Source organism: Streptomyces rimosus subsp. rimosus, from assembly GCF_000720725.1.
GTDB lineage: Bacteria > Actinomycetota > Actinomycetes > Streptomycetales > Streptomycetaceae > Streptomyces > Streptomyces rimosus_A.
The window spans coordinates 19,834-42,008 of record NZ_JOCQ01000074.1 but is presented as its reverse complement, the minus strand read 5'-3'; the positions used below and the strand labels follow the sequence as shown (position 1 = coordinate 42,008).

General features: G+C 74.1%; 15 protein-coding genes. 5 read left to right on the top strand and 10 right to left on the bottom strand.

Going from position 1 to position 22,175, the window contains the following annotated elements; translation table 11 throughout:
• Both IH45_RS0130170 and IH45_RS0130165 read right to left on the bottom strand, forming a co-directional pair.
• Nucleotides 1-1,317 (bottom strand): sigma-70 family RNA polymerase sigma factor (locus tag IH45_RS0130170; RefSeq protein ID WP_463607458.1); only part of this gene is annotated, 1,317 nt, incomplete at its 3' end.
• Nucleotides 1,318-2,136: 819 nt separating this feature from the next.
• Entirely contained in the window at nucleotides 2,137-3,135 is a 999-nt protein-coding gene (locus IH45_RS0130165; protein WP_030675564.1) for a TetR/AcrR family transcriptional regulator, read from the bottom strand.
• 494 nt (nucleotides 3,136-3,629) lie between these two features.
• On the opposite strand from IH45_RS0130165, the gene IH45_RS0130160 reads away from it, so the two are divergent.
• Nucleotides 3,630-4,955 carry an NAD(P)/FAD-dependent oxidoreductase gene (locus tag IH45_RS0130160; protein WP_234440731.1) on the top strand — a complete coding sequence of 442 codons (1,326 nt, stop codon included), beginning with the start codon at nucleotides 3,630-3,632 and terminating at the stop codon, nucleotides 4,953-4,955.
• A gap of 939 nt (nucleotides 4,956-5,894) precedes the next feature.
• Here IH45_RS0130160 and IH45_RS0130155 read toward each other — a convergent pair.
• Together IH45_RS0130155 and IH45_RS0130150 are read right to left on the bottom strand one after the other, a co-directional pair.
• Complete coding sequence (locus IH45_RS0130155; protein ID WP_030675558.1) at nucleotides 5,895-6,521, bottom strand: NUDIX domain-containing protein; 627 nt, start codon at nucleotides 6,519-6,521, stop codon at nucleotides 5,895-5,897.
• Nucleotides 6,522-6,665: 144 nt separating this feature from the next.
• The gene (locus tag IH45_RS0130150) at nucleotides 6,666-8,345 is read right to left on the bottom strand and encodes a CTP synthase (RefSeq protein ID WP_030675556.1); all 1,680 of its coding nucleotides are present in this window, start codon (nucleotides 8,343-8,345) and stop codon (nucleotides 6,666-6,668) included.
• 447 nt (nucleotides 8,346-8,792) lie between these two features.
• Here IH45_RS0130150 and IH45_RS0130145 point away from each other — a divergent pair, with 447 nt between their 5' ends.
• Nucleotides 8,793-10,604 (top strand): glycoside hydrolase family 15 protein, encoded by a 1,812-nt coding sequence (locus tag IH45_RS0130145; protein WP_030675554.1) that lies wholly within the window; start codon nucleotides 8,793-8,795, stop codon nucleotides 10,602-10,604.
• Between the two features lie 67 nt (nucleotides 10,605-10,671).
• On the opposite strand, the gene IH45_RS0130140 is transcribed toward IH45_RS0130145, so the two are convergent.
• Both IH45_RS0130140 and IH45_RS0130135 read right to left on the bottom strand, forming a co-directional pair.
• Nucleotides 10,672-11,844 (bottom strand): beta-1,3-glucanase family protein, encoded by a 1,173-nt coding sequence (locus tag IH45_RS0130140; protein ID WP_030675552.1) that lies wholly within the window; start codon nucleotides 11,842-11,844, stop codon nucleotides 10,672-10,674.
• Nucleotides 11,841-12,806, bottom strand: a complete 966-nt coding sequence (locus IH45_RS0130135; protein WP_030675549.1) for a glycoside hydrolase family 16 protein — start codon at nucleotides 12,804-12,806, stop codon at nucleotides 11,841-11,843. Before IH45_RS0130135 ends, IH45_RS0130140 begins: the two co-directional genes overlap by 4 nt.
• A 174-nt stretch (nucleotides 12,807-12,980) precedes the next feature.
• Between IH45_RS0130135 and IH45_RS0130130 the strand changes: the two genes are divergently transcribed.
• On the top strand, nucleotides 12,981-14,018 hold the full coding sequence (locus tag IH45_RS0130130; protein WP_030675547.1) for a LacI family DNA-binding transcriptional regulator: 1,038 nt from the start codon (nucleotides 12,981-12,983) through the stop codon (nucleotides 14,016-14,018).
• 79 nt (nucleotides 14,019-14,097) lie between these two features.
• Entirely contained in the window at nucleotides 14,098-15,723 is a 1,626-nt protein-coding gene (locus IH45_RS0130125) for a PucR family transcriptional regulator (RefSeq protein WP_030675544.1), read from the top strand.
• A gap of 28 nt (nucleotides 15,724-15,751) precedes the next feature.
• On the opposite strand, the gene IH45_RS0130120 is transcribed toward IH45_RS0130125, so the two are convergent.
• The 4 genes from IH45_RS0130120 to recN form a co-directional block, all read right to left on the bottom strand.
• Nucleotides 15,752-16,402, bottom strand: a complete 651-nt coding sequence (locus IH45_RS0130120; RefSeq protein ID WP_030675541.1) for a LysE family translocator — start codon at nucleotides 16,400-16,402, stop codon at nucleotides 15,752-15,754.
• 97 nt (nucleotides 16,403-16,499) lie between these two features.
• A complete protein-coding gene (locus tag IH45_RS0130115; protein WP_030675540.1) occupies nucleotides 16,500-17,642 on the bottom strand; it encodes a glycosyltransferase family 4 protein in 1,143 nt (380 codons plus the stop codon).
• Nucleotides 17,643-17,904: 262 nt separating this feature from the next.
• Complete coding sequence (locus IH45_RS0130110) at nucleotides 17,905-18,687, bottom strand: hypothetical protein (protein ID WP_030675537.1); 783 nt, start codon at nucleotides 18,685-18,687, stop codon at nucleotides 17,905-17,907.
• 60 nt (nucleotides 18,688-18,747) lie between these two features.
• Nucleotides 18,748-20,475 (bottom strand): DNA repair protein RecN, encoded by a 1,728-nt coding sequence (recN, locus tag IH45_RS0130105; RefSeq protein WP_030675533.1) that lies wholly within the window; start codon nucleotides 20,473-20,475, stop codon nucleotides 18,748-18,750.
• Nucleotides 20,476-20,748: 273 nt separating this feature from the next.
• On the opposite strand from recN, the gene IH45_RS0130100 reads away from it, so the two are divergent.
• On the top strand, nucleotides 20,749-22,152 hold the full coding sequence (locus tag IH45_RS0130100; protein WP_234440730.1) for an ABC transporter permease: 1,404 nt from the start codon (nucleotides 20,749-20,751) through the stop codon (nucleotides 22,150-22,152).
• The last annotated feature ends 23 nt before the right edge of the window (nucleotides 22,153-22,175 follow it).

Below are 22,175 nucleotides of genomic sequence, written 5' to 3'. Positions count from 1 at the left end.
GGCCGCGCCGCTGGAGGGGGGCGGAGACGGGGGCGGGGTGGGCGTCGGGCGAGGCGCGGAGGAGGGGCCGGGGGCCGGTTTCGAGGACGTGGGGGCGGGCGTCGGGGACGGCTGCTCCGGCGTGCGCTCCGGTGGCCGGGACGCGGACGGTTGCGGAGCGGCCGAGGCCGCTCCCGGCTGCCTGGCCTGCGTACGCGGCCCGGGCTGCGAGTCGCCGATCAGCGCCAGCGCGAGCGCGGCGCCCGCCACGATCACCACCCCCGCGCCGATCGCCACCTTCGCGGGCGCCCCGAGCCCCTCACCCACCGCGGCACCGATCCCACCCGAACCACCGGCCCCGCCGACACCTGCACCACCGGCTCCGCCGACACCAGCACCCGCGGCTCCACCCGCCCCTGCCGCTCCACCCGCTCCCGCAGCTCCGCCGGCCCCTGCAGCAACACCGGCCCCACCAGCCCCAGCAGTCGCCCCCACCCCACCAGCTGCCGCAGCCGCACCGGCCCCCGCCACCGCACCTGCCCCGCCGAGCCCCACCACCGCCGCGGCCCCCTTGACCGCGTATCCGGCGGCGAACCAGCCGATGACCGCGACGGGCAGCACGAGGCGGATGTGCGCGTTGACGTCCGCGACCTCCAGGGCCGCCGTGCGGCAACGGGCACAGTCCTCCAGGTGCTTGCGCAGCCCGCGCTCGGCACGCGTCCGCAGCCCGCCGCGGGCGTACGCGCCGAGCCGGTCGGCGTACCGAGCGCAGTCGCCCTCGGCGGTCAGCGCACGGTTGACGTGCGCCTGGAGATACGCCTGCTTGAGGCCCTCGCGGGCGCGGTGGGCCAGTACGGCGGTGGCGTTCGCCGACAGCCCGAGCAGCGGCGCGACCTCGCTCGGTGACTCGTCCTCGATCGTGGTGTGCCACAGCACGGTCTGATAGTGCTCCGGCAGGCTCCGGAACGCCCGTACGGCCATGGACTGCTCGGCCTCGTGCATGGCGCGCACGTCCGCGCCGAGGTCGAGCGTGTCGTCGTCCAGCGACGAACCGGCCGCCGACACCGCGAACACCGCGAAGTCCTCGACCAGTTGCTCGCGCTTCGCGGTCTTCCCCCAGGTGGCGGCGACCCGGCGGACGGTGGTCAGCAGATAGGCGCGTACGGCCGTGTCCGGGCCCGCGCCGCCGCGCACCGCCTGGAGGGTGCGGGCGAAGACCTCGCCGGTCAGGTCGTCGGCGGTGTGCGCGTCGCGGCAGCAGGTGCGCGCGTAGCGCCGGACCGCGGGGGCGTGGCGGCGGTACAGATCCTCGTACGCGCTGTCGTCGCCGCCCCGCATGAGGGCGACCAACTCTCCGTCCGAGGGCGGCGGGCCGGGCGGTTCGGCGGAAGCGTTCGGTGGGGACGGCGGGGGAGGCGCGGCCGTTTCGGCAGGTCGCGGAGCCTGCCTGCCGTGCGGCTTACGGTGGGTGCCCCGGCGCTTGGCGCCCCGCGCGCTCTCCGGGCCCGCTTCGGTACGGCCGTACGTACCGCCTGCCGCGCTGCCCCGCCCGCTGCCTCCCGGGACCGCGCCGGTGCCTCCTGGTCCCGAGCCGCCATCCGCCCGCTCACGCTGTGCGGGAACGCTTCGTTCGGCCGGTCCGGGGCGGTGGTCGTCCGCGGCCCGGTCGTGGCGGTCGTGCTCGTCGTACGGGTCGAGCGGAGCGCCGCTGCCCGGGGCCCGGGCCGACGCGTCCGCCCCGCCCCCGACGCTTTCACTGCCCGGAGCGTTCGCCCCGTACGGGCGTTTCTGCCCGGGGACTTGAGGGGCACGTGATCCGCCGGCGCCGGCCGGTCCGGCCTCGCCGTCACGCCGTTCGTTCCGCCCGTCCACACCCATCGCCGAGGCCCCCGAACACGCCGTCACTGCGGTAGTACCGCGTCAGCGTGCCATACGGCGGCCCCGGGCTCGTCCGGCGAGCACACCAACCACTCGTCCGGGGCGAGTTCCCGGCCGCGAGCACTAGAGGTCACCCGTACGGGGAATCCTTCTTCGGCCCGTGCCCGACGGATCCGGCCCGCACCCGGCGAATGGTTGATCAGCGCGCCCGACCGGACGGCCCAGCCAGCCACCTCAAGCGGCCGACCGGACCGTTTTCACCCGGTTGAACGTCTCGCCTCACCCGGCGGGCCGCGACCGCAGACCCTCCAGAAGGATCTCCAGCAGGCGGGCCGAGGCGGCCTGCTGCTGGGCCGGGTCCGGCAGGGACGGCGCGCCCGTGGCGATGACGAGCAGCACGTCGGCGACCGTCACGTCCGCCCGCAGCTCGCCCGCCGCGCGGGCCCGCTCGACGAGCTGTCCGACGACCTCCAGCAGCGCCTGGGCGCCGCCGTCCGCCGCGGTCTCGCCGGACGGAGCGGCCGGTGCCTCCAGCGTGCCGGTGGCGGCCGCACCGCGCGCGGACACCCCGTTCGCCGCGGCGCTCGTGATCCCGTTGGGGATCGCGGCCGAGGCGTCCGAGGACTCGGCCTCGGGCGCGCCGCGCTGCGCGATCACGCGGAACTCGGCGGACGCGCCCGGCGGAAGGTCCGCCGGCACCGCTGCCGCGTCGCCCGGGACCGCCGCGCCGGAACCGCCGTCGGCGTGGACACCCGGCCGGCCGCCGTCCGCCCCGTACGCCGAGCGCTGCTGCGGCACCCGCGGCTCACCGGCCCCGGACCTGCCGGACGCACCGGACGCGTCCGTGCTCACCCGCAATATGCTCGGCGGCAGCAGCCGGCCCGCGCCGGAGGCGACGGACGTCCGCAGGAAGCGCGAGAGCGCCGACCACGGGTCGTCCTCCTGGCCGAGGGCCGTCCGCGCCTGTTCGGTCAGCCGGGCGGTCTCCTCCTCGGCTATTCGCCTGACCAGCACGTCCTTGCTCGGAAAGCGCCGGTAGACCGTCCCCACTCCGACGCGGGCGCGCCGCGCCACGTCCTCCATGGGTGCGCCGTACCCCAGCTCGCCGAAGACCTCGCGCGCGGCGCGCAGGACGTGTTCGAGATTGCGCTGTGCGTCGACGCGCAGCGGTGTGCTCCGGCCGCCGGCTGCGGAGTGCGTGGAGCCGTTACCCCTGCCCTCGGAAGGGGGCGCGGCAGCAGATACGGCAGTCGGCCATTGAGAGCCCTGAATGTGCATAGATGATCCCCCGGTAATGACGTCTCCCCCCGGAGACTCCCCGCCCTGACTGCTGGGGTGGAACGACGTGACGACGAGAGGTTGCACCCCAACGAGGTACGAACATAGTTGAGCCCAGGTCAAGAATGAAGGGGGCAGTTCCGCACAGTCCGTGCACCGATCGGAGTACGGACCCGATCCGCCCCGATTCCGCACCCTCGCACCGTCCGCCACCCGCCACCTGACCTGCGCTCCTGCGGGGTTCGGCGCGGAAGCCGGGCCTCCGGGCCACCGCACGGAACCGGTCATACATTTCGCAGAGGCTGTGGACAAAGGACCGGCCGCCGGTGCGTCATGGAACAGTGCTGTGTTCTTCGGGGGAACACAGTGTCTGGTGGTGGCAAGCCGGTCGGCCGGCGGAAGGCAACCCGCGCGGCCGGCCTTTCGATGTCGCGAGGAGAACCTCTGTGAAGGAACCGGCGCGCATTCTCGTTGTCGGCGGTGGCTACGTGGGGATGTACACGGCCCTGCGCCTCCAGCGGAAACTGAGGCAGGAACTGCGGCGGGCCGCCGTCGAGGTGGTCGTGGTGGATCCCGACCCGTACATGACCTATCAGCCGTTCCTGCCGGAGGCGGCGGCCGGCTCCATCTCGCCCCGGCACGTCGTCGTACCCCTGCGCCGCGTGCTGCCGCACTGCAGGGTCGTCGTCGGCGAGGTGACCGCGATCGACCACAGCGCGCGCTGTGCCACGGTCGAGACGCCTGCCACCAAGGAGGACGGCACGGGCGGTCTGCAACTGCCCTACGAGGAACTGGTGCTGGCACCCGGCTCGGTGTCCCGAACGCTCCCGGTGCCGGGGCTCGCCGAGGGCGGCATCGGGTTCAAGACCGTCGAAGAGGCCATCGGGCTGCGCAACCACGTCCTGGAGCAGCTGGACATCGCCTCCTCCACCCGCGACCCGGCGATCCGAGACGCCGCCCTGACCTTCGTCTTCGTGGGCGGCGGATACGCGGGTGTGGAAGCCCTCGCGGAACTGGAGGACATGGCGCGCTATGCCGCCCGGTACTACCACAATGTCGAGCCCGCGGACATGAAGTGGGTCCTGGTCGAGGCGACCGGCCGCATCCTGCCCGAGGTGGGCCCGGTGATGGGGCAGTACGCGGTACGGGAGCTGCGCGCCCGCAACATCGACGTACGGCTGGAGACGCGGCTGGAGTCGTACGAGAGGCGCGTCGCCGTCCTGAGTGACGGGGCGCGCTTCCCGGCCCGCACGCTCGTGTGGACCGCGGGCGTCAAACCGCACCCGATCATCGCCGCGTCCGGCCTGCCGCGCACCGGTCGCGGTCGGCTCAGGTGCACCGCGGCGCTCCGCATCGAGGGCGTCGGACATGCCTGGTCGGCGGGCGACGCGGCGGCGGTGCCGGACTTGACGGCGGAGGGGCCGGCCAAGCCGGACGAGCCGCGCGTGGAGTGTGCGCCCAATGCCCAGCACGCTGTGCGCCAGGCGCGGGTGCTGGCCGACAACGTGGCGGCGGCGCTGCGCGGTGAGCCCGTCGTGGACTACGCGCACAAGTACGCCGGATCGGTCGCCTCGCTCGGGCTGCACAAAGGGGTCGCGCATGTCTACGGGCGCCAGCTGAAGGGCTATCCGGCGTGGTTGATGCACCGTGTCTACCACCTGAGCCGGGTGCCGACCTTCAACCGGAAGGCGCGGGTGCTCGCCGAGTGGACGCTCGCCGGGCTGTTCAAGCGGGAAATCGTTTCTCTGGGCTCGCTGGAACACCCGCGCGCCGAGTTCGAGCTCGCCGCTGGCACCGGACGTCACCACGAAGCGGGCTGACGGCGCGTCGGAGGCGTCCGCCCGGCGCGCCGGGTCGCGCGCACGCCGTCGGACGGCCGGGCGCGCCGGCCTCCGTACGGGCCGTACGGGCCGCCCGGCCCCCGGTCCTACGACCCGCCGTTCGCATTTCCCGCTCGTACGACGCGCCGAAGCCGGATCACCCGGTCGTACCACCTCCCGGCCCGGTCAACGCCCTACGCGCCGACGCCGGTGCCACCCGCCGGACCCCCGGTCGTACGGGGCGGCGGCGCGGGGACGGCCGGGTCCGGCACCGCCCGGCACCCGGAGCCAGGAACTCCACCTGGCACCTCCGGCGTCTGACGGATGTCAGTCCGGTCGGCCACACTGGACGTGTGACCATGGGTGGGCTCGTATTCGCGAAGAGTGACAATCACGAGGATTCTGGACGTTTGCTGCAATCCGCCAGAGGGCGCCGCGGGTGCCCCCAGCCGACACCGCTCCCCGCGTCCGCCGGGTGGGGTTCCCACCGGCGCGGCCGCGGACGGTCCCCCCGAAACGACGGCCCGATCCCGCGCGACGACGCGAAGTAAGAGGTACACCTCCGTGAACTTCACGCGCTGGAGCGCCCGTCTCCCCGGCACACAGCGGCGCGGTGCCGCCCGGCCCGACCGTGCCGCGTCCGCGCCGTCCGCGTCCGGCCCCGGCCGCTGCCGTGCCGCCGTCGCGGGCCCGCCCGCCTTCCCCGGCGGGACGTGTCCCCCGCCCACCGCCTGATCCGTCACGGGTCACTCCCGTCCACCTGCACGTACGAGCCCGCCGCGGTCGCCAACGGGAACGCTGTCGAGCGTAGTTCACGACCCGTCACCTGCCCGGTGGAGCACGACGGCGGGGTCACCCGTCCGGATCAGATCATCATCGGACCACGGGGGTACGGACGGGTGAACGCGGTGGGCCCGGGGCGTGCGCCGGCTCCGTGCGTCAGGCCTCGAACGGCCGCGCCGGCCACGGCGCGTCGGCCGGGCGCAGCGCGTCCAGGCCCTCTCCCGCGCGGGCGGCGGCCAGCGCGAGCACGCCGACCACCAGGCAGTTGTTGTGCAGTTCGCCGGCGAGCGCGCCGCGCACCAGGTCGGCGACCGGCACCCGGGCCAGCTCCATGTCGGCCTCTTCCTCGGACGCCTCGAAGCGCTCGCCCTCCACCTCGGACAGGTCGCGGGCCAGGAAGATCCGTACGGCTTCGTCGCAGCCGCCGGGGGTGGTGTAGACGTCGGTCAGCACCCGCCAGTCCTCGGCCTTGACGTGTGCTTCCTCGTACAGCTCGCGCTGGACCGCGCGCAGCGGGTTCTCGCCGGGGATGTCCAGCAGCCCGGCCGGGATCTCCCAGAGCTTGTGGCGGACGGGGTGGCGGTACTGGCGCAGCACCAGCACCCGGTCCTCCTCGTCGAGCGCGACGACGGCCACCGAGCCCGGGTGGACCTGGTAGTCGCGGGAGACGGTGGAGCCGTCCGGCATGACGACCTGGTCCGTGCGCATGCTGGTCTTCTTGCCGGTGAAGGGCGTCGCGGTCGCGGTGACCCGCCACGCTTCCGGGGTGTCCTGAATGCCCATGGCCATGTACGTGTACGTCCTTCCGCAAAGCAGTCGACCGGGGCACCCGGTCCGTGACGGACCAAGTACCCCGGTCAACGGTACCCGTCGGCGATCGGCTCATCCGTGCCCGTCCGCAGGTGGGAGGACCGGTCGCCTACGGGGTCACGCCTTGGCGGCGCCCTTCTTGCCGGCGTCCGCGCCGGTCTTGCGCTCGACGGCCGCCTTCACCAGACCGGCGAACAGCGGGTGCGGGCGGGTCGGGCGGGAGCGCAGCTCCGGGTGCGCCTGGGTGGCGACCAGGTAGGGGTGCACCTCGCGCGGGTACTCGACGTACTCCACCAGCTTGTTGTCCGGGGAGGTGCCGGAGAACAGCAGGCCGGCCTTCTTCTCCAGCTCGCCGCGGTAGGCGTTGTTGACCTCGTAGCGGTGGCGGTGGCGCTCCTCGACGTACGGCTGGTCGCCGTAGACCTCGCGCACGATCGAGCCCTCGGCCAGCTTGGCCGGGTACATGCCCAGCCGCATGGTGCCGCCCATGTCGCCCTCGCCGGCGACGATGTCCATCTGCTCGGCCATGGTGGAGATGACCGGGTCGGCGGCGGCCGGGTCGAACTCGGTGGAGTTGGCGCCCTCGATGCCGGCCAGGTTGCGGGCCGCCTCGATGACCACGCACTGCAGGCCCAGGCACAGGCCGAGCAGCGGCAGCTTGTTCTCGCGGGCGTAGGTGATGGCGCCGACCTTGCCGTCCACGCCGCGGTCGCCGAAGCCGCCGGGGATGCAGACCGCGTCGCAGTCGGCGAGCTGCTGCTTGGCGCCGGCCGGGGTCTTGCAGTCGTCGGAGGTGACCCACTTGATCTTCACGCGGGCCTTGTTGGCGAAGCCGCCGGCGCGCAGCGCCTCGGTGACCGACAGGTAGGCGTCGGGCAGGTCGATGTACTTGCCGACCAGGGCGACCTTCACCTCGTGGTCGGGGTTGTGGACGCGGTCCAGCAGGTCCGCCCACACCGTCCAGTCCACGTCGCGGAACGGCAGGTCCAGCTTGCGCACGACGTAGGCGTCCAGGCCCTCGGCGTGCACGACCTTGGGGATGTCGTAGATGGAGGGGGCGTCCGGGCAGGCGATGACGGCGGCCTCGTCCACGTCGCACATCAGCGAGATCTTGCGCTTGATGGCGGTGGGCACCTCGCGGTCGGCGCGCAGCACGATGGCGTCCGGCTGGATGCCGATGTTGCGCAGCGCCGCGACCGAGTGCTGGGTCGGCTTGGTCTTCAGCTCGCCGGAGGGGCCGATGTAGGGCAGCAGCGAGATGTGCACGACGAAGACGTTGTCCCGGCCGACCTCGTGGCGGACCTGGCGGACGGTCTCCAGGAACGGCAGCGACTCGATGTCGCCGACCGTGCCGCCGACCTCGGTGATGACGACGTCGACGTCCTCGTGCGCCAGCCGGCGGATGCGGTGCTTGATCTCGTTGGTGATGTGCGGGATGACCTGCACGGTGTCGCCCAGGTACTCGCCGCGCCGCTCCTTGGCGATCACGGTGTTGTAGACCTGGCCGGTGGTGACGTTCGCGGAGCCGTCGAGGTCGACGTCCAGGAAGCGCTCGTAGTGGCCGATGTCCAGGTCGGTCTCGGCGCCGTCGTTGGTGACGAACACCTCACCGTGCTGGAACGGGTTCATCGTGCCGGGGTCGACGTTCAGGTACGGGTCGAGCTTCTGCATCGTGACCCGAAGGCCCCGCGCCTTGAGCAGCGCGCCCAGGCTGGAGGCGGTGAGGCCCTTGCCGAGCGAGGAGGCGACGCCCCCGGTGACGAAGAGGTGCTTGGTCGTCGTGGATTTGGGCGGCATGGCCAAGAGGGGGCTCCCGTGGTCGCGTGGTGAAGAGGTGCGAGTCGGCCGCGCCCTGCGCTGGTCAGGGGTGCCTTCGCTGCGGTCGGGGGTGCCGTGTGACTTGCGCCGGGCCCACCGGTCCACGGGGTACCAGGCTATCAGCGACCGGGCATGGTCGCGCCCGGCGACGCTCGCGGCGCACCGGCCGCGCCGCTCACCGCGGGGTTCACGGCGCCCCACGTGGCCCTCCACGTGATGGAGGCCACCCGTTCGGCGCAGTGCCGTTCTCCCGCAGCGGCAAGCGGATCACTGTCCTCCGTCGTATCCTGCTCGGACACTCGCTAGGGCCGTCCGGCAAGGCACCACCCCCGCCCGATTTCCGGACTCGCTGCTCGGCGGAGTTTCATGGGCAGGACGGACAAGATCACACGTCCCATGGGGGGCGTCACTCCAGTTCGACGGGAGATGCACGTGGCCGGGCGCATCGAGGACTACGCACTCATCGGCGATATGCAGACCGCCGCTCTTGTGTGCCGGGACGGCACGGTGGATTGGCTGTGCCTGCCCCGCTTCGACTCACCCGCGGTCTTCGCAGGACTGCTGGGCACGGAAGAGAACGGTTTCTGGCGGCTGGGGCCCGCACACGGGCCCGACGGCGCGCCGGTGCCCGCGGACCGCCGCCGCTACCGGGGCGACTCGCTCGTCCTGGAGTCCGAGTGGGACACCCCGCGCGGCACGGTGCGGGTGATCGACTTCATGCCGCCGCGCGAGGACGCGACACCGCAGCTGATCCGCATCGTCGAGGGCGTCAGCGGGCGGGTGCCGATGCGTTCGGCGCTGCGCATGCGGTTCTCCTACGGCTGGGTGGTGCCGTGGGTGCACAAGGTGGACGAGCGCACCGTGGCGGTCGCCGGGCCCGACTCGGTGTGGCTGGACACGGACGCCGAGACGTACGGCAAGGACCTGACGACGTACGCCGACTTCACCGTCGGCCCGGGCGAACGGATCGCCTTCACGATCAGCTGGCAGCCCTCGCACAGCCGCCCGCCGCACGTGCCGGAGCCGGAGGCGGCGCTGGAGGCGACCGAGGACTTCTGGCGCGAGTGGGTCGACCACTGCACGTACCACGGCCCGTACCGGGACGCGGTGGTGCGCTCGCTGATCACGCTGAAGGCGCTCACGTACGCGCCGACCGGCGGCATCGTCGCCGCGCCCACCACCTCGCTGCCCGAGGACATCGGCGGCTCACGCAACTGGGACTACCGCTTCACCTGGCTGCGCGACGCGGCGATCACCCTGTCCTCGCTGCTGCGCACCGGCTACCGGGAAGAGGCCCGCGCCTGGCGCGAGTGGCTGCTGCGCGCGGTGGCCGGCGACCCGGAGAACCTGCAGATCATGTACGGGATCGCGGGCGAGCGGGAGCTGGGCGAGAACGAGCTGACCTGGCTGACCGGGTACGAGAACTCGCAGCCGGTCCGGGTCGGCAACGGCGCCGCCGGGCAGCTCCAGCTGGACGTGTACGGCGAGGTCACCGAGGCGCTGCACCTGGCCCACAACACGGGGCTGGCCCGCAACGACTACGCCTCGCTGCTCCAGCTGAAGCTGATCCAGTGGGTGGAGAAGCACTGGGACGAGCCGGACGAGGGCATCTGGGAGGTGCGCGGGCCGCGCCGGCACTTCGTGCACTCCAAGGTGATGACCTGGGTCGCGGTGGACCGCACGATCAAGCTGATCGAGTCCGGTGACGTGGACGGCCCGCTGGACCGCTGGCGGCAGCTGCGCGAGACGATCCACCGGGAGGTGTGCGAGAAGGGTTACGACAAGGAGCGCAACACCTTCACGCAGTCCTACGGCTCCAAGGAGCTGGACGCCTCGCTGCTGCTGATCCCGCAGATGGGCTTCCTGCCGCCGGACGACAAGCGGGTGATCGGCACCATCGAGGCCATCCAACGGGAGCTGGGCACCGAGGACGGCTTCATCCTGCGCTACCCGACCTCGGGCGAGGACGCGGGCGTGGACGGTCTGGAGGGCGACGAGGGCGCCTTCCTGGCGTGCTCGTTCTGGCTGGCCGACGACCTGGCGATGATCGGCCGGGTCGAGGAGGCCCGCATCCTGTTCGAGAAGCTGCTCGCGCTCCGCAACGACCTGGGCCTGCTGGCCGAGGAGTGGGATTCCAAGCTCCAGCGGCAGGTGGGCAACTTCCCGCAGGCGTTCAGCCACGTTCCGCTGATCGACACGGCGCTGCGGCTGACGGCGAGCGGGGCGTACGGCGGGTAGCCGGCGCACGGGTGAGGGGTCACGGCACCGGCCGTGACCCCTCTTCTCGTTTCCGCGTCCGCGCCGGTCAGAACGCCGTCAGCGTCAGCGTCATCTCGCGCGGCGCGCCGTCCTCGATGTACGAGGCGAAGTTGCCGACGTCGTCGAAGGCGAAGCCGTACGACTTGCCGTCGGCGGACTGTTCGTGCAGCACCCGCGCGTAGTGGTTGGCGAGCTGGCCCTTGTAGAAGGTGCCCGGGTTGGTGGTGGGCTGGGCCGCGTGGTCGGCGAGGGTGGCGCGGTTGAGGGCGGCGCCGAGCACCGCGGCGACCGGGCCGCGCAGCCCGTCGTTGGGGGCTTGCAGGGTGCCGTGGCAGAAGAGCACGTCGCGGGTGGACGGCTTGGCGACGGAGAACTGGGCGGGGCCGCGGAAATTGAACTGGCCACCGCTGACCCGGCCGGTGAAGGTGCCCCTGTTGGTGGTGACCTTGAGGTCCTTGGAGGTGTACGCGTTCCAGGAGCGGTCGATGTACGGCGCGAAGTAGTTCCGGTCGAACAGCCCGGCGTCCAGGCCGTGGCTGGGCGCGATGACGCGCTTGTCGCCCACGACGAGCTTGCCGAAGCCCGGCGTACGGCCGATCTCGGAGAAGATGCGCGAGCGGGCACCGGCCTTGAGCGCCCCGGCCGTCTGGTCCCGGGCGCCGACGAGGCGGATGGACATCGGGACGCTGAACATGTCGACGGCCGTGGTGTTGCAGTGCATCCCGGCCTGGTCGTACGTGAACTCCGCGCAGTCGTGCACGATCTGGTAGTTGGGGTCGCCGGACACCCAGCCCGCCGGGTAGGCCAGCGCGGGCCTGCCGTTGCCGTCCTTGACGGCCTTGAACTTGAGCTTGCTGCCGAGCGACGCGTAGATGCGCCCGGACATCCGCGGGATGCGCAGGGTGGTGTTTCCGTTCGCGGCGAGCGGTATGCCGTAGTCGGTGAAGCCGTCCGGGCGGTTGTCGGAGAGGGCGATGGGCTTGATGTCGCCGTTGGCGGTGACCCGTACCTGCTGGCCTCCGGTGTTGCCGACGATGTAGATCCAGATGGCGTTGTTGGCGTACTTGCCGGTCCGGTTGACGATGTGCAGCGGCAGTCCGGCCGCCGCTGCGCCGACGACCGGGGTGGCCCCGGCGGTGCTGTTCAGGAGGACGCTTGCGCCCGCTCCGGCGGCGGCACTCGCGGCGAGACCGCCGAGCAGGGTACGACGGGAGATCATGCGGTGGCTCCTTGCTGTACGGAGACGGACACGTGGTCGACGAGCAGGGAGCCGCCGGGGCGTGTCGCGTCGGTGGGGGTGGCGCGGCCCGCGACGCCGTCCGGGAAGGCGCCGCCCATCGCGAGGTTGAGCAGGATGAAGTGGCCGTGGTGGGTGGTCTTCGCCCAGGTGGCGGCGTCCATGTCGGCGGAGCTGACGGTGTGGAAGCGCTGCCCGTCCACGGACCAGTGCAGGTATTCGGTGGCGCCGGTGCGGTCCAGCTCCAGGGCGTACGTATGGAAGCCGGCCTGGCAGGAGGCGCCCGGGCAGACGCGTGAATTGCCGCGGCCCTGCGACTCGTTGCAGGGGCCGCCGGGGTTGACGCCGCAGTGCAGCACGCCCCAGACGCGGTTGTGCCCGTTGACGTTCTCCATGATGTCGTACTCGCCGATGCCCGGCCAGTTCCAGTAGTTGCCGCGGAACTGGGCGCCCAGCGTCCAGAACGCCGGCCAGTAGCCGAGCGCGGCGTCGCCGGAGACGTTCGGCATCTTGATGCGTGCCTCGATGCGCAGCTTGCCGCGGGCCGGGGCGGCGAAGTCGGTGCGGCGGGTCTCGATGCGGCCCGAGGTCCACTTGCCGCCGTTCTTCAGGGCGGTGATCTTCAGGTGCCCGGCGCCGTCGAGCTGCAGGTTCTCGGGGCGGTCGGTGTAGGTCTGGCGCTCACCGGTGCCCCAGTTGGCGGGGCCGCCCGGGTAGCCGGTGCCGGTGTCGGTGATCCAGTCGCTGGCGGACGGGCGGGAGCCGGCGGGGCCGTTGAAGTCGGCGCGCCAGACCTCCGCGAATTTGGCCGCCGGTGTGCCGGCCGCGGCGGTGGGCTGGGCGGCCGGCCAGGCGACGACGAGGGCGAGGGCGGCGCCGAGCGAACCGAGCACTGCCGCGGTTCTCGCCCGCAGCGGCCTCCGTATCGGTATTTTCGTGTTCATGACATGTGCTCCTCGACGGGGTGGGGGTAATGAGGAGTTCCGTACACGCGCGCGGCCTGAAAGGATTGAGAGCGCTCTCATGCCGCGTAGGGGCACACAGTGCCGACTTCCCGGCGGGCCGTCAAGGCTTGGCATCGTCACAGGAGTTGGCCCGATTTCGACTTCGGGGGTTGAATGGTGCATGCATCAAATGAGCGGCGTCCGACGCTGGAGGCCGTCGCCGCCCGGGCCGGCGTCTCGCGCGCCACGGTCTCACGCGTGGTCAACGGCGGTGCCGGCGTACGCGGTGAAGTGCGCGAACGCGTCCGGCGCGCGGTCACCGACCTGGGATACGTACCGAACAGCGCGGCCCGCTCACTGGTGACCCGGCGCACCGGCGCGGTCGCCGTGGTGATCGCCGAACCGGAGACCCGGGTCTTCGCCGACCCGTTTTTCGGCCGCCAACTGCGCGGCATCAGCCGGGAACTGTCCGCCGCCGACACCCAGCTGCTGCTCCTCCTGCAGGAGACCCGCGCCGGCCACGAGCGCATCGGCCGCTACCTGTCCGCCGGGCACGCCGACGGCGTGCTGATGTTCTCGCTGCACCGCGACGACCCGCTGCCCGCGATGGCCGAGGCGTCCGGCCTGCCCACGGTCTACGGCGGCCGCCCCGGCTGGGCGGGCGCCGAGCGCGCGCTGTACGTGGACACCGACAACCGGGACGGCGCCCGGCAGGCCGTACGCCATCTGCGCGCCCGCGGCCGCCGCCGGATCGCCGTGATCACCGGGCCGCTCGACCAGACCTCCGCCCAGGACCGCCTGGACGGCTACCGCGACGCCCTGGACCCCGCGACGGCCGATCCCCGGCTGATCGCGGACGGCGGCTTCACCGCCCAGGGCGGCGAGCGCGCCATGGCCGAACTGCTCGCCGCGGCCCCGGATCTGGACGGCGTCTTCGTGTGCTCCGACCTGATGGCCTCCGGCGCGCTGCGCACGCTGCGGGCGCACGGGCGGCGGGTGCCGGAGGACGTGGGCGTGGTGGGGTACGACGACCTGGACCCGGCGGCGTGGACGGACCCGCCGCTGACCACCGTGCGCCAGGACGTGGAGGAGATGGGCCGCTTGATGGCGCGGCTGCTGCTGCGGCGCCTGGCGGCGGGCCCGGGGGCCGCGCGGGACGAGCCGGCCCCGGTGGTCACACCGGCGACGCTGGTGGTGCGGGAGTCGGGGTGAACCGGGGGCCGGGGGCGGAGCCCGGGCCGCCCGCGGCCCGGTACGTCCGGATAGCGGACTGCGGGTACCGTTCGACGCCATGGGGCCGGAAGCGAAGATCGAAGCGGTGATCACGGTACGCAGGGCACTGGAGCTGCCCGCGCTGCGGCGCGGGCTGCCCGAGGTGGTGGCCGGCGAGGACCGCCTGGACCGCGCCGTGCGCTGGGTGCACGCGGGCGAGGTGCCGCACATCGCCTCGCTGCTCAAGGGCGGCGAGCTGCTGCTGACCACCGGCCTCGGCCTGGGCGCCCGCCCCTCCGAGCAGCGCGCCTTCGTCCGCGAACTGGCCGACCGCGAGATCGCCGCCCTCGTGGTGGAGCTGGGCTCCCGCTTCGACGCGCTGCCGTCCGCCGTCGTCGACAGCGCGCGGGCCTGCGGCCTGCCGCTGGTGCAGCTGCACCGTGAGGTCCCGTACGTCGCCGTCACCGAGGAGATCCACACCGAGCTGGTCAACAGCCACTACCTGCTGCTGCGGCAGGCCGACGAGTTGCTGCGCAGTTGTACGGACGTCCTGCTGCGCGGCGGTGGCGCCCCGGAGGTGCTGCGGCGGCTGGCCGCCTTCACGGGCAACCCGCTCTGCCTTGAGGCCCCCGACGGCAGTCCCCTGTACGCGGCGGGCCCGGACGGCGGCGGAGCCGCGGACGCCGATCCCCTCCAGGCGTGGGAGGGGCTGCGCGAGACCGGCCTGCGGGTGGACGTGCCCGGCGGCGGGCCCGGCCCGGATGCCGTACGGGCCCGACTGGTCCTGCTGCCCGTCAACGGGCCCGTGGCGCCGGTGCACCGGATCGCCGCCGAGCGCCTGGCCGACCTGCTCGCCGTCGTGATGCTCCAGTCCCGGCAGGAGGAGGTGCTGGCGGCGCGCGGGCGCGGTGACTTCCTGGCCGATCTGGCGGAGGGCCGGATCACCGCGGGCGAGGCCCCGGCGCAGGCCCGCCTGCTGGGCTTCCGGCCGGGCGGTGAACCGATCGTGCCCGTGGTCATGCGGCTGCCCTCCCAGCTGCCCGCGCCGGGCAGTTGGGCGGTACTGGCCCGCGCCCTGCGCGAGGAGCTGTCCGCTTTGGGCGTGCCCGTCCTGCTCGGGGTGCGGCCGGTGGAGGGCCGGGTGCCGCTGCTCGTGGCGCCGCGCGCGGGCCAGGACCGTACGGCCGTCGCCGACCGGGTGGCCGAGGCGCTGCGCGCGGGTGTCGTACGGGCCGGAGCCGACCGCCCGGCGGCGCGGCGCCCGGTGGTCGTGGTCGGCGCGGCGGGCGACTGGGCGGCGGCGGGGCCCGGGCTCGCGCACGCGACGGAGGCGGCGGCCGCCGCGCAGGGCCTGCCGGAGCAGCCCTGGCACGACGCACGCCGGCTGGACATCGAGCTGCTGCTCTGGCGGATGCGCGAGCACGGCGAACAGGGCGTCCTGACGGACTTCGTGGACCGTGCCATCGGTCCGCTGCTGCTCCACGACCGGTCCGCCCGCCAGCCGCTGCTGCCGACGCTGGAGGCGTACCTGGCCAGCGCCGGGCGCAAGGCGGAGACGGCACGCGACCTCAACGTCAACCGGCAGACGCTGTACGACCGGCTGGCCCGGATCGCCCAGCTGCTGGGCACGGACCTGGACGATCCGCAGACGGTCCTCGGGCTGCGGCTGGCGCTGCGGGCGCGGCGGCACACGGACCGGGCGTGAGGGCGTCCGTCCCCCGTACGGTGCCCGCTCAGGCCCGCAGCGTCTCGGCCGCCGTGCCGATGCCCAGCGCCAGCAGGACGCCGCCGGTCCCGCGCTCCAGGTTGCGGTGCACCTTGGGCCGCCGCAGCCACTGGAGGAGCTGTCCGGCGCACACGGCCACCAGCAGCAGCCAGCCCGCCGCGATCACCGCGTCGATGACGCCGAAGAGCAGCGTCACACCGAGCACCGAGTGCCCTTCCGGCAGGAACTGGGGGACCACGGCCACGAAGAAGATGCCGACCTTGGGGTTGAGCAGGCAGCTGTAGAGCCCCTGACGGAACGCGCGGGACGGGCGGACCGCCGCCGCGTCCTCATCGGCGGGCTCCCGCATCGCCTCCGTGGCGCCCGTGGCGGCCTTCCGGTACGTCCACAGCGCCTGCGCGCCCAGGAAGACCAGGTAGGCCGCGCCCACCAGCCGTACGGTCATGAAGGCCGCGTCCCAGCGCTGGAGCGCGGCCGCCAGTCCGGCCGCGGCGGCGACGGCCCAGACCAGCGAGCCCGCCGCGGAACCGAACGCGGAGGCGGCACCGGCCCGTCTGCCGCCGCGCAGGCAGTTGCGCAGCACCAGCAGGGTGTCCGGCCCGGGGGCCATCGATACCAGCAGGGCGAAGAGCGCGAAGCCGAGAAGCGCGGCGGTCACGGCGGCCTCCTGTCGTACGGGGACGTGATGATCGATCGGGGTGCCGGGCGACTCTACCCACCGCCGCCCTGTCGGAGCGCCCTGTTTTCCCGGCCGCTCAGCCCTCCCGCCGCTGCATCAGCTCGTCGTACACGCTCAGCACCTGCGCGACCGTGGCGTCCTCGGTCGGCCAGCCCGCGGCCTGCGCGCGGCCGGCCGCGGCGAGCGCGTCCCGGCGGGCGGGGTCGGCGAGCAGGCCGAGGACCGTACGGGCCAGGGCCGCGGCGTCTCCGTACGGGACCAGTTCGGCGGCGCGGCCGACCAGTTCGCGGGTGCCGCCGACGTCGGTGGCGACCAGGGGGACCCCGGCCCGCAGCGCCTCCTGGGCGATCAGCGAGCGGGCCTCCCAGCGGCTGGGCAGCACCAGGAGGTCGGCGGCGGCGAGGAGTTCGGGCACGTCGTCGCGTCGGCCGAGCAGCCGTACCGGCAGCCCCTCGATGTCCATGCGCCGCTGGAGCGCCGCCCGCAGCCCGCCCTCCCCCGCGACCACGACCATCGGCTGCGGGTCCAGGGCGCACCAGGCGTGCGCCGCGTCCAGCAGCAGGTCGTGCCCCTGGTGGGTCTCCAGCCGGCCGACGACGAGGATCAAGGGGCGGTCGACGGCGCCCAGTTCGGCGCGCAGCTTGTGGGCCGGACGGTCTTCGGCGGTGAGCGGGCGGCGGCCCGACCGGGGCGCCGGGATGGCGACGGGCGCCAGGCGCGCGTCCCGGGCGCCGCGCTCGCGCGCCCGGTCCACGAGGTCCGAGCAGGCGCCCAGGACGACCGCGGCGGCCCGCGCCACGCGCCGTTCCAGCAGGTGCACGAGGCGGGCGCCCGGCCCGTCCGTGGGCGCCTTGGTGTGCCAGGTGACCACGAGGGGCACGTGGCGGCCCCGCGTGCCCTGGAGGGCCAACGAGGCGTGCAGGCCCGCCCGGAGGCCGTGCGCGTGCACCAGGTCGGCGTCCCCGCAGGCGGCGCGGAGCGAGGTGACGCTCGCCGGGTCGGCACGCGGCGGTACGGGTACGAACCGGGCGCCCGCGTCCGTGTAGTCGTACGTGCCTTCCGTATCGGGCGGGGCGCACACCGTCACCCTGACCCCGCGGGCCACCAGTCCGGCGGCCAGCGAACGGACGTGGGCGGCGCTGCCCGCGCTGCCGCGGCCCAGCACCTGGACCGTGCGCAGCGGCGACTGTCCGTGCGGCGGGGCCGGGGTGCTGGTCACGTGGGTGGTGCTCCATGGTCGGTGGCAGGTCGGGGGGGCGCCGCGGGGCCCGCCGCCGCCCGAGGCTGGGCCCGTGGGACGGCGTGGCCGTGCGCGCCGCGCGCGCTGGGCCCAGGATGCCAGCCCCGACTGTGGATCCGGCACCGCCGACGGGCCATTCCAAAGGCGCACATCGCCCATACACTCATGTGACCACCCATATGGACGACAAACCGGCCACTCCTCTGGCCCAGCGGCAGTGACCTGGCGCGGGGTCCGGCCGTTACGCGCCGACGGCGCCGGCCGCCCGGCTGATCCGGTCGCCGGCCGCGGCGGCCGCGACCAGGGCGGCGGCGTGCACGGCCAGCCCCGTACGGCCGTATCCGGTGGCGACGGCGAGGCCGAGGCCCGCGCCCAGGGCGTGCGCGCCCGCATCGCCGATCATGGTGCGCTCCCCCAGGTCGTCCGCGAGGACCGCCGCCGCGGCCCCTGCCGGAGCGGCGGACAGGGCCCCGGCCGGTCCGCTCCGCAGCAGCCCGGGCGCCGCGGCGGCGAGGGCGGCGACGGGCGCCCGGCCCGGCCGTACGTCCACCAGGTTCACGACGTGCGCCGCGCCCGCGATCACCACTCCCGCCAGCACCTTGTCCAGCGGCCGGTCCTTCAGCAGCGCTCCGGCGGCCAGCCCGGCCGCGCCGATGCCGAACAGCTTCACCGCGCCGCTGGTCAACTCCCCGTCACGCAGGGCCGCCAGGTGCGCCCGGAAGCCGCGCCGCGGGTCGCCCGCCCCGGCGAGGTCGTCGTACGCGCCGCAGCCGCCCGCCGCCAGAAGGGCCAGGGCCGCCGCGCCGCGCGTACGGGCCGGCAGGCCCGGCGCGGTCACGGCAGCGGCGGCGGTGCCCAGCACAACGGCCGGGCCGCTGTACAGGTCCACCGTGCGGCCTGCGTAGTTCGTCCGCTCCCAGCGTCCGCGCCCGCCGGGCGCCCGGCGCCGGAGCAGGCCGTACGCGGCACGGGTGACGACCGCGGCGGCACCGGCGGGGAGAACCTTGGGCAGCGTTGTGATCATGACCGGCAGGTTAGGGGACGGGGCCCGGGGCCCGGCAGGGGGATGGTTTCGCCTACCGGTTCAGCGCCCGGCGCGGGCGGTTTCGAGGAGTTCCTCCGCATGGGCCCGGGCCGTCTCGGAGTCCTCCTGCCCCGCGAGCATGCGGGACAGTTCGCGGACCCGCTCCTCGCCCTCCAGGACCGTGACGCCGCTGCGCGTCACCGAGCCGTCGTGGGTCTTCTCCACGAGCAGCTGGCGGTCGGCGAACGCGGCGACCTGCGGGAGGTGGGTGACGACCACGACCTGCGCCGACCGGGCCAGGCGGGCCAGCCGGCGGCCGACCTCCACGGCCGCCTTGCCGCCGACGCCCGCGTCCACCTCGTCGAACAGATACGTCGGTACGGGGTCGGAACCGGCGAAGACGACCTCCACCGCGAGCATCACGCGGGAGAGTTCACCGCCCGAGGCGCCCTTGGCGATCGGCCGGGGCGGGGTGCCGGGGTGCGGCGCGAGGAGGAGTTCCACCTCGTCGGCGCCGGTGGGGCCGAAGGCGACCGTACGGCCGCCGACCTCGATGCCGTCGTGCTCGTCGGCGGTCTCGGTCTGGGTGATCCGTACGCTCACCCGGGCGTGCGGCATGGCCAGCTCGGCCAGCTCGGCCGTCACCGCGTCGGCGAATCGCTTCGCCGACGCCTCGCGGGCATCGGTCAATGCCTGCGCCAGACGGCCCAGTTCCGCGCGCAATTCGTCCCGCTCGGCGGTCAGCTCGCCGATCCGGTCGTCGTCGCCGTCCAGTTCGGCGAGGCGGTCGGCGCCCTCCTCGGCCCAGGCCAGTACGGCGGCGATGTCCTCGCCGTACTTGCGCGTCAGCTGCGTGAGGGCGGCACGCCGCTCCTCCACGGCGGACAGCCGCAGCGGGTCCGCGTCCAGCCCGTCCGCGTAGCTGGCCAGTTCGCCCGCCACGTCGGCCATCAGGATGCCGATCTCGCCCAGCCGCTCGGTGAGCGCGGACAGCGCCGGGTCGTGGCTGCGTACGGCGTCCAGCGCCCGGTGCGCGCCCGCGACCAGGGTGGCGGCGTCCACGGCCTCCAGGTCCTCGGGGTTGCCGGCCAGCGCGGCGTGCGCGGCCGCGGCGGCGGAGGCCAGGGCCTCGGCATGGCCGAGCCGTTCGGCCTCGGCGGCCAGCTCGGTGTCCTCGCCGGGCTGCGGTTCGGCCGCGGCGATCTCCTCCAGGCCGAAGCGCAGCAGGTCGGCCTCCTGCGCGCGCTCGCGGGCCCGGGTGGTCAGCTCGTCCAGCTCGGCGGCGACGGCGCGCAGGCGGCGGTAGGCGGTGGTGTACTCGGCGAGCGGTACGGACACCGCGTCGCCCGCGTAACGGTCCAGGGCCTGCCGCTGGCGGGCCGGGCGCAGCAGCCCCTGCTGGTCGGTCTGGCCGTGCACGGCGACCAGGTCGTCCGCCAACTCGCCCAGCAGTCCGACCGGTACGGAACGCCCGCCGACGTGGGCGCGCGAGCGGCCCTCGGCCGATACCGTGCGGCTGATCAGCAGCGTCCCGTCGTCCAGCTCGGCGCCCGCCTCCTCGGCGCGCACCGCGGCCGGTGCGGCCGGGCCGACCGCTATACGGCCCTCCACGACCGCCGACTTGGCGCCGATCCGCACCAGGGCGGGGTCGGCGCGCCCGCCGAGCAGCAGCCCGAGGCTGGTGACGACCATGGTCTTGCCCGCGCCCGTCTCGCCGGTCACCGCCGTGAAACCCGGCGACAGCTCGACGACGGCATCGTCAATGACGCCCAGGGACCTGATCCGCATCTCCTCCAACACGGATACGACCTTACGAGGTCCCGGGCCCGCCCCGCGACGGCCGCCCCTCGCCCAGGCCCTCCGTACTGCGGAAAACCCCACCCCGGGAACGGGTGGATTCCTCATGGTGCAGCCCCCGCCCCGCCCGTCACGCTGGAAGGAGAACACGATCGGAAGGGTGTGCGGATGTCCGGGGGAAGCAGGGCGGAGGCGGGGCTCCGTGCGGGTGCGGGGGCCCGCGCGGGAACCGGAACCGAGGCCGGGACGGAGGATGGAGCCGGTATGGCCGGAGCCGTCATGGCCGGAGCCGTTATGGCCGGCCCGCCGCCCAAGGGCCGGGCGACCAGCGGGCTGGCACGAGCGGCGCTGCGCGGGCACCGGGCGTCCTTCACCGGCACGGTGCTCGCCGCCCTGTTCGCGGCCACCGTGGTCAGCGCGTCGACGATGCTGCTGGCCGCGACCGGCGCGGCAGACGTCCCGGCCGACGCCCGGCGCGCCATGGCCGCCTCCGAGGTCGGCATCATGGCCGCCGGTTTCCTGATCGTCTCGGTCTATCTGTCCGTGTTCGTGATCGCCTCGACCATGGGCACGGCCGTCACCCAGCAGCACCGCGAGTTCGCAATGCTCCGCGCGATCGGCGCCCGGCCGTGGCAGATCCGGCGCGCGGTCGCGGTGCAGGCCGTGGCGGCGGCGGTGCCGTCGGCGGTGGCCGGGTTCGCGCTCGGCGGGGTGCTGGCGCGCTGGTGGTTCACGGGCATGGCGGACCACGGCCTGATCCCGCCGGGCGTCGGCTTCTCGTTCAGCTGGGTGGCGCTGCCCGTGTGCCTGGCGGTGGCGACGGTCACCTCGGCCCTCGCGGGCGTGCTCGCCGCGAGCCGTTTCGCCGGGCTGCGCCCCGCGCGCGCCCTGGAGGAGGCCGCGGCGGGCCGCCGCGAGCTGGGGCTGCTGCGGCTGCCGCTCGGCCTGGCCGCGGTGGCGGGCGGCGTGGTCGTCTCCTCGGTCCTGGCCGGGCAGCCGGAGAAGGCGGGCCAGGGCTCGTTCCTCGTGCTGCTGCTGTTCTGCTTCGGTGTCGGCCTGCTCGGGCCCCGCATCGTCGGCCCGGTGGCCTGGCTGGTCGCCCGGTCGGCGGGCCGCCTCGGCAGCGCCGCCGAACTGGCCATGCTCAACGTGACGACCCAGTCGCGCCGCTTCTCCGCCGCCGTGGTCCCGCTGGTGCTGGTCGTCGCGTTCGGCATGACGAAGGTCGCGATGCACACCACCGCCCTGCACCGCACCGGCTCCGCGGGCCCGGCGCAGTCGGTCTGGATGGACTTCGCGGGCACCGGTCTGTACGCGGGCTTCGCCGCCATCGCCGCCGCCAACACCCTCGCCATGATCACCGCCGAGCGCCGCCGCGACCTGGCACTGCTGCGCCTGATCGGTACCCACCCGCTCCGGCTGCGGTCCATGGCCGCCTGGGAGTCGGCCGTCGTCGCGGCCACGGCCCTGCTCCTGGGCACCGCCATCGCGCTCTGCACCCTCGCCCCGCTCCTGCGGTCCGCGTACGGCAGCGCGCTGCCGTACCTCCCCTGGTCGGCGGCTCTCGGCATATCCGGCGGCGTGCTCCTGCTGACCCTGCTCGCCACCGGCCTTCCGGTCCACGCGACGCTGCGCCGCCGCGCGACGGAGACGCTCGCGGCGGCCTGAACGGCCCGGCGCCTCACCATCGA

Coding starts and splice junctions, on each gene's coding strand:
- IH45_RS0130165 (WP_030675564.1), bottom strand. CDS start 3,135: ATGCACATTCAGGGCTCTCAATGGCCGACTGCCGTATCTGCTGCCGCG.
- IH45_RS0130160 (WP_234440731.1), top strand. CDS start 3,630: ATGTACACGGCCCTGCGCCTCCAGCGGAAACTGAGGCAGGAACTGCGG.
- IH45_RS0130155 (WP_030675558.1), bottom strand. CDS start 6,521: ATGGGCATTCAGGACACCCCGGAAGCGTGGCGGGTCACCGCGACCGCG.
- IH45_RS0130150 (WP_030675556.1), bottom strand. CDS start 8,345: ATGCCGCCCAAATCCACGACGACCAAGCACCTCTTCGTCACCGGGGGC.
- IH45_RS0130145 (WP_030675554.1), top strand. CDS start 8,793: ATGCACGTGGCCGGGCGCATCGAGGACTACGCACTCATCGGCGATATG.
- IH45_RS0130140 (WP_030675552.1), bottom strand. CDS start 11,844: ATGATCTCCCGTCGTACCCTGCTCGGCGGTCTCGCCGCGAGTGCCGCC.
- IH45_RS0130135 (WP_030675549.1), bottom strand. CDS start 12,806: ATGAACACGAAAATACCGATACGGAGGCCGCTGCGGGCGAGAACCGCG.
- IH45_RS0130130 (WP_030675547.1), top strand. CDS start 12,981: ATGGTGCATGCATCAAATGAGCGGCGTCCGACGCTGGAGGCCGTCGCC.
- IH45_RS0130125 (WP_030675544.1), top strand. CDS start 14,098: ATGGGGCCGGAAGCGAAGATCGAAGCGGTGATCACGGTACGCAGGGCA.
- IH45_RS0130110 (WP_030675537.1), bottom strand. CDS start 18,687: ATGATCACAACGCTGCCCAAGGTTCTCCCCGCCGGTGCCGCCGCGGTC.
- recN (WP_030675533.1), bottom strand. CDS start 20,475: ATGCGGATCAGGTCCCTGGGCGTCATTGACGATGCCGTCGTCGAGCTG.
- IH45_RS0130100 (WP_234440730.1), top strand. CDS start 20,749: ATGGCCGGAGCCGTCATGGCCGGAGCCGTTATGGCCGGCCCGCCGCCC.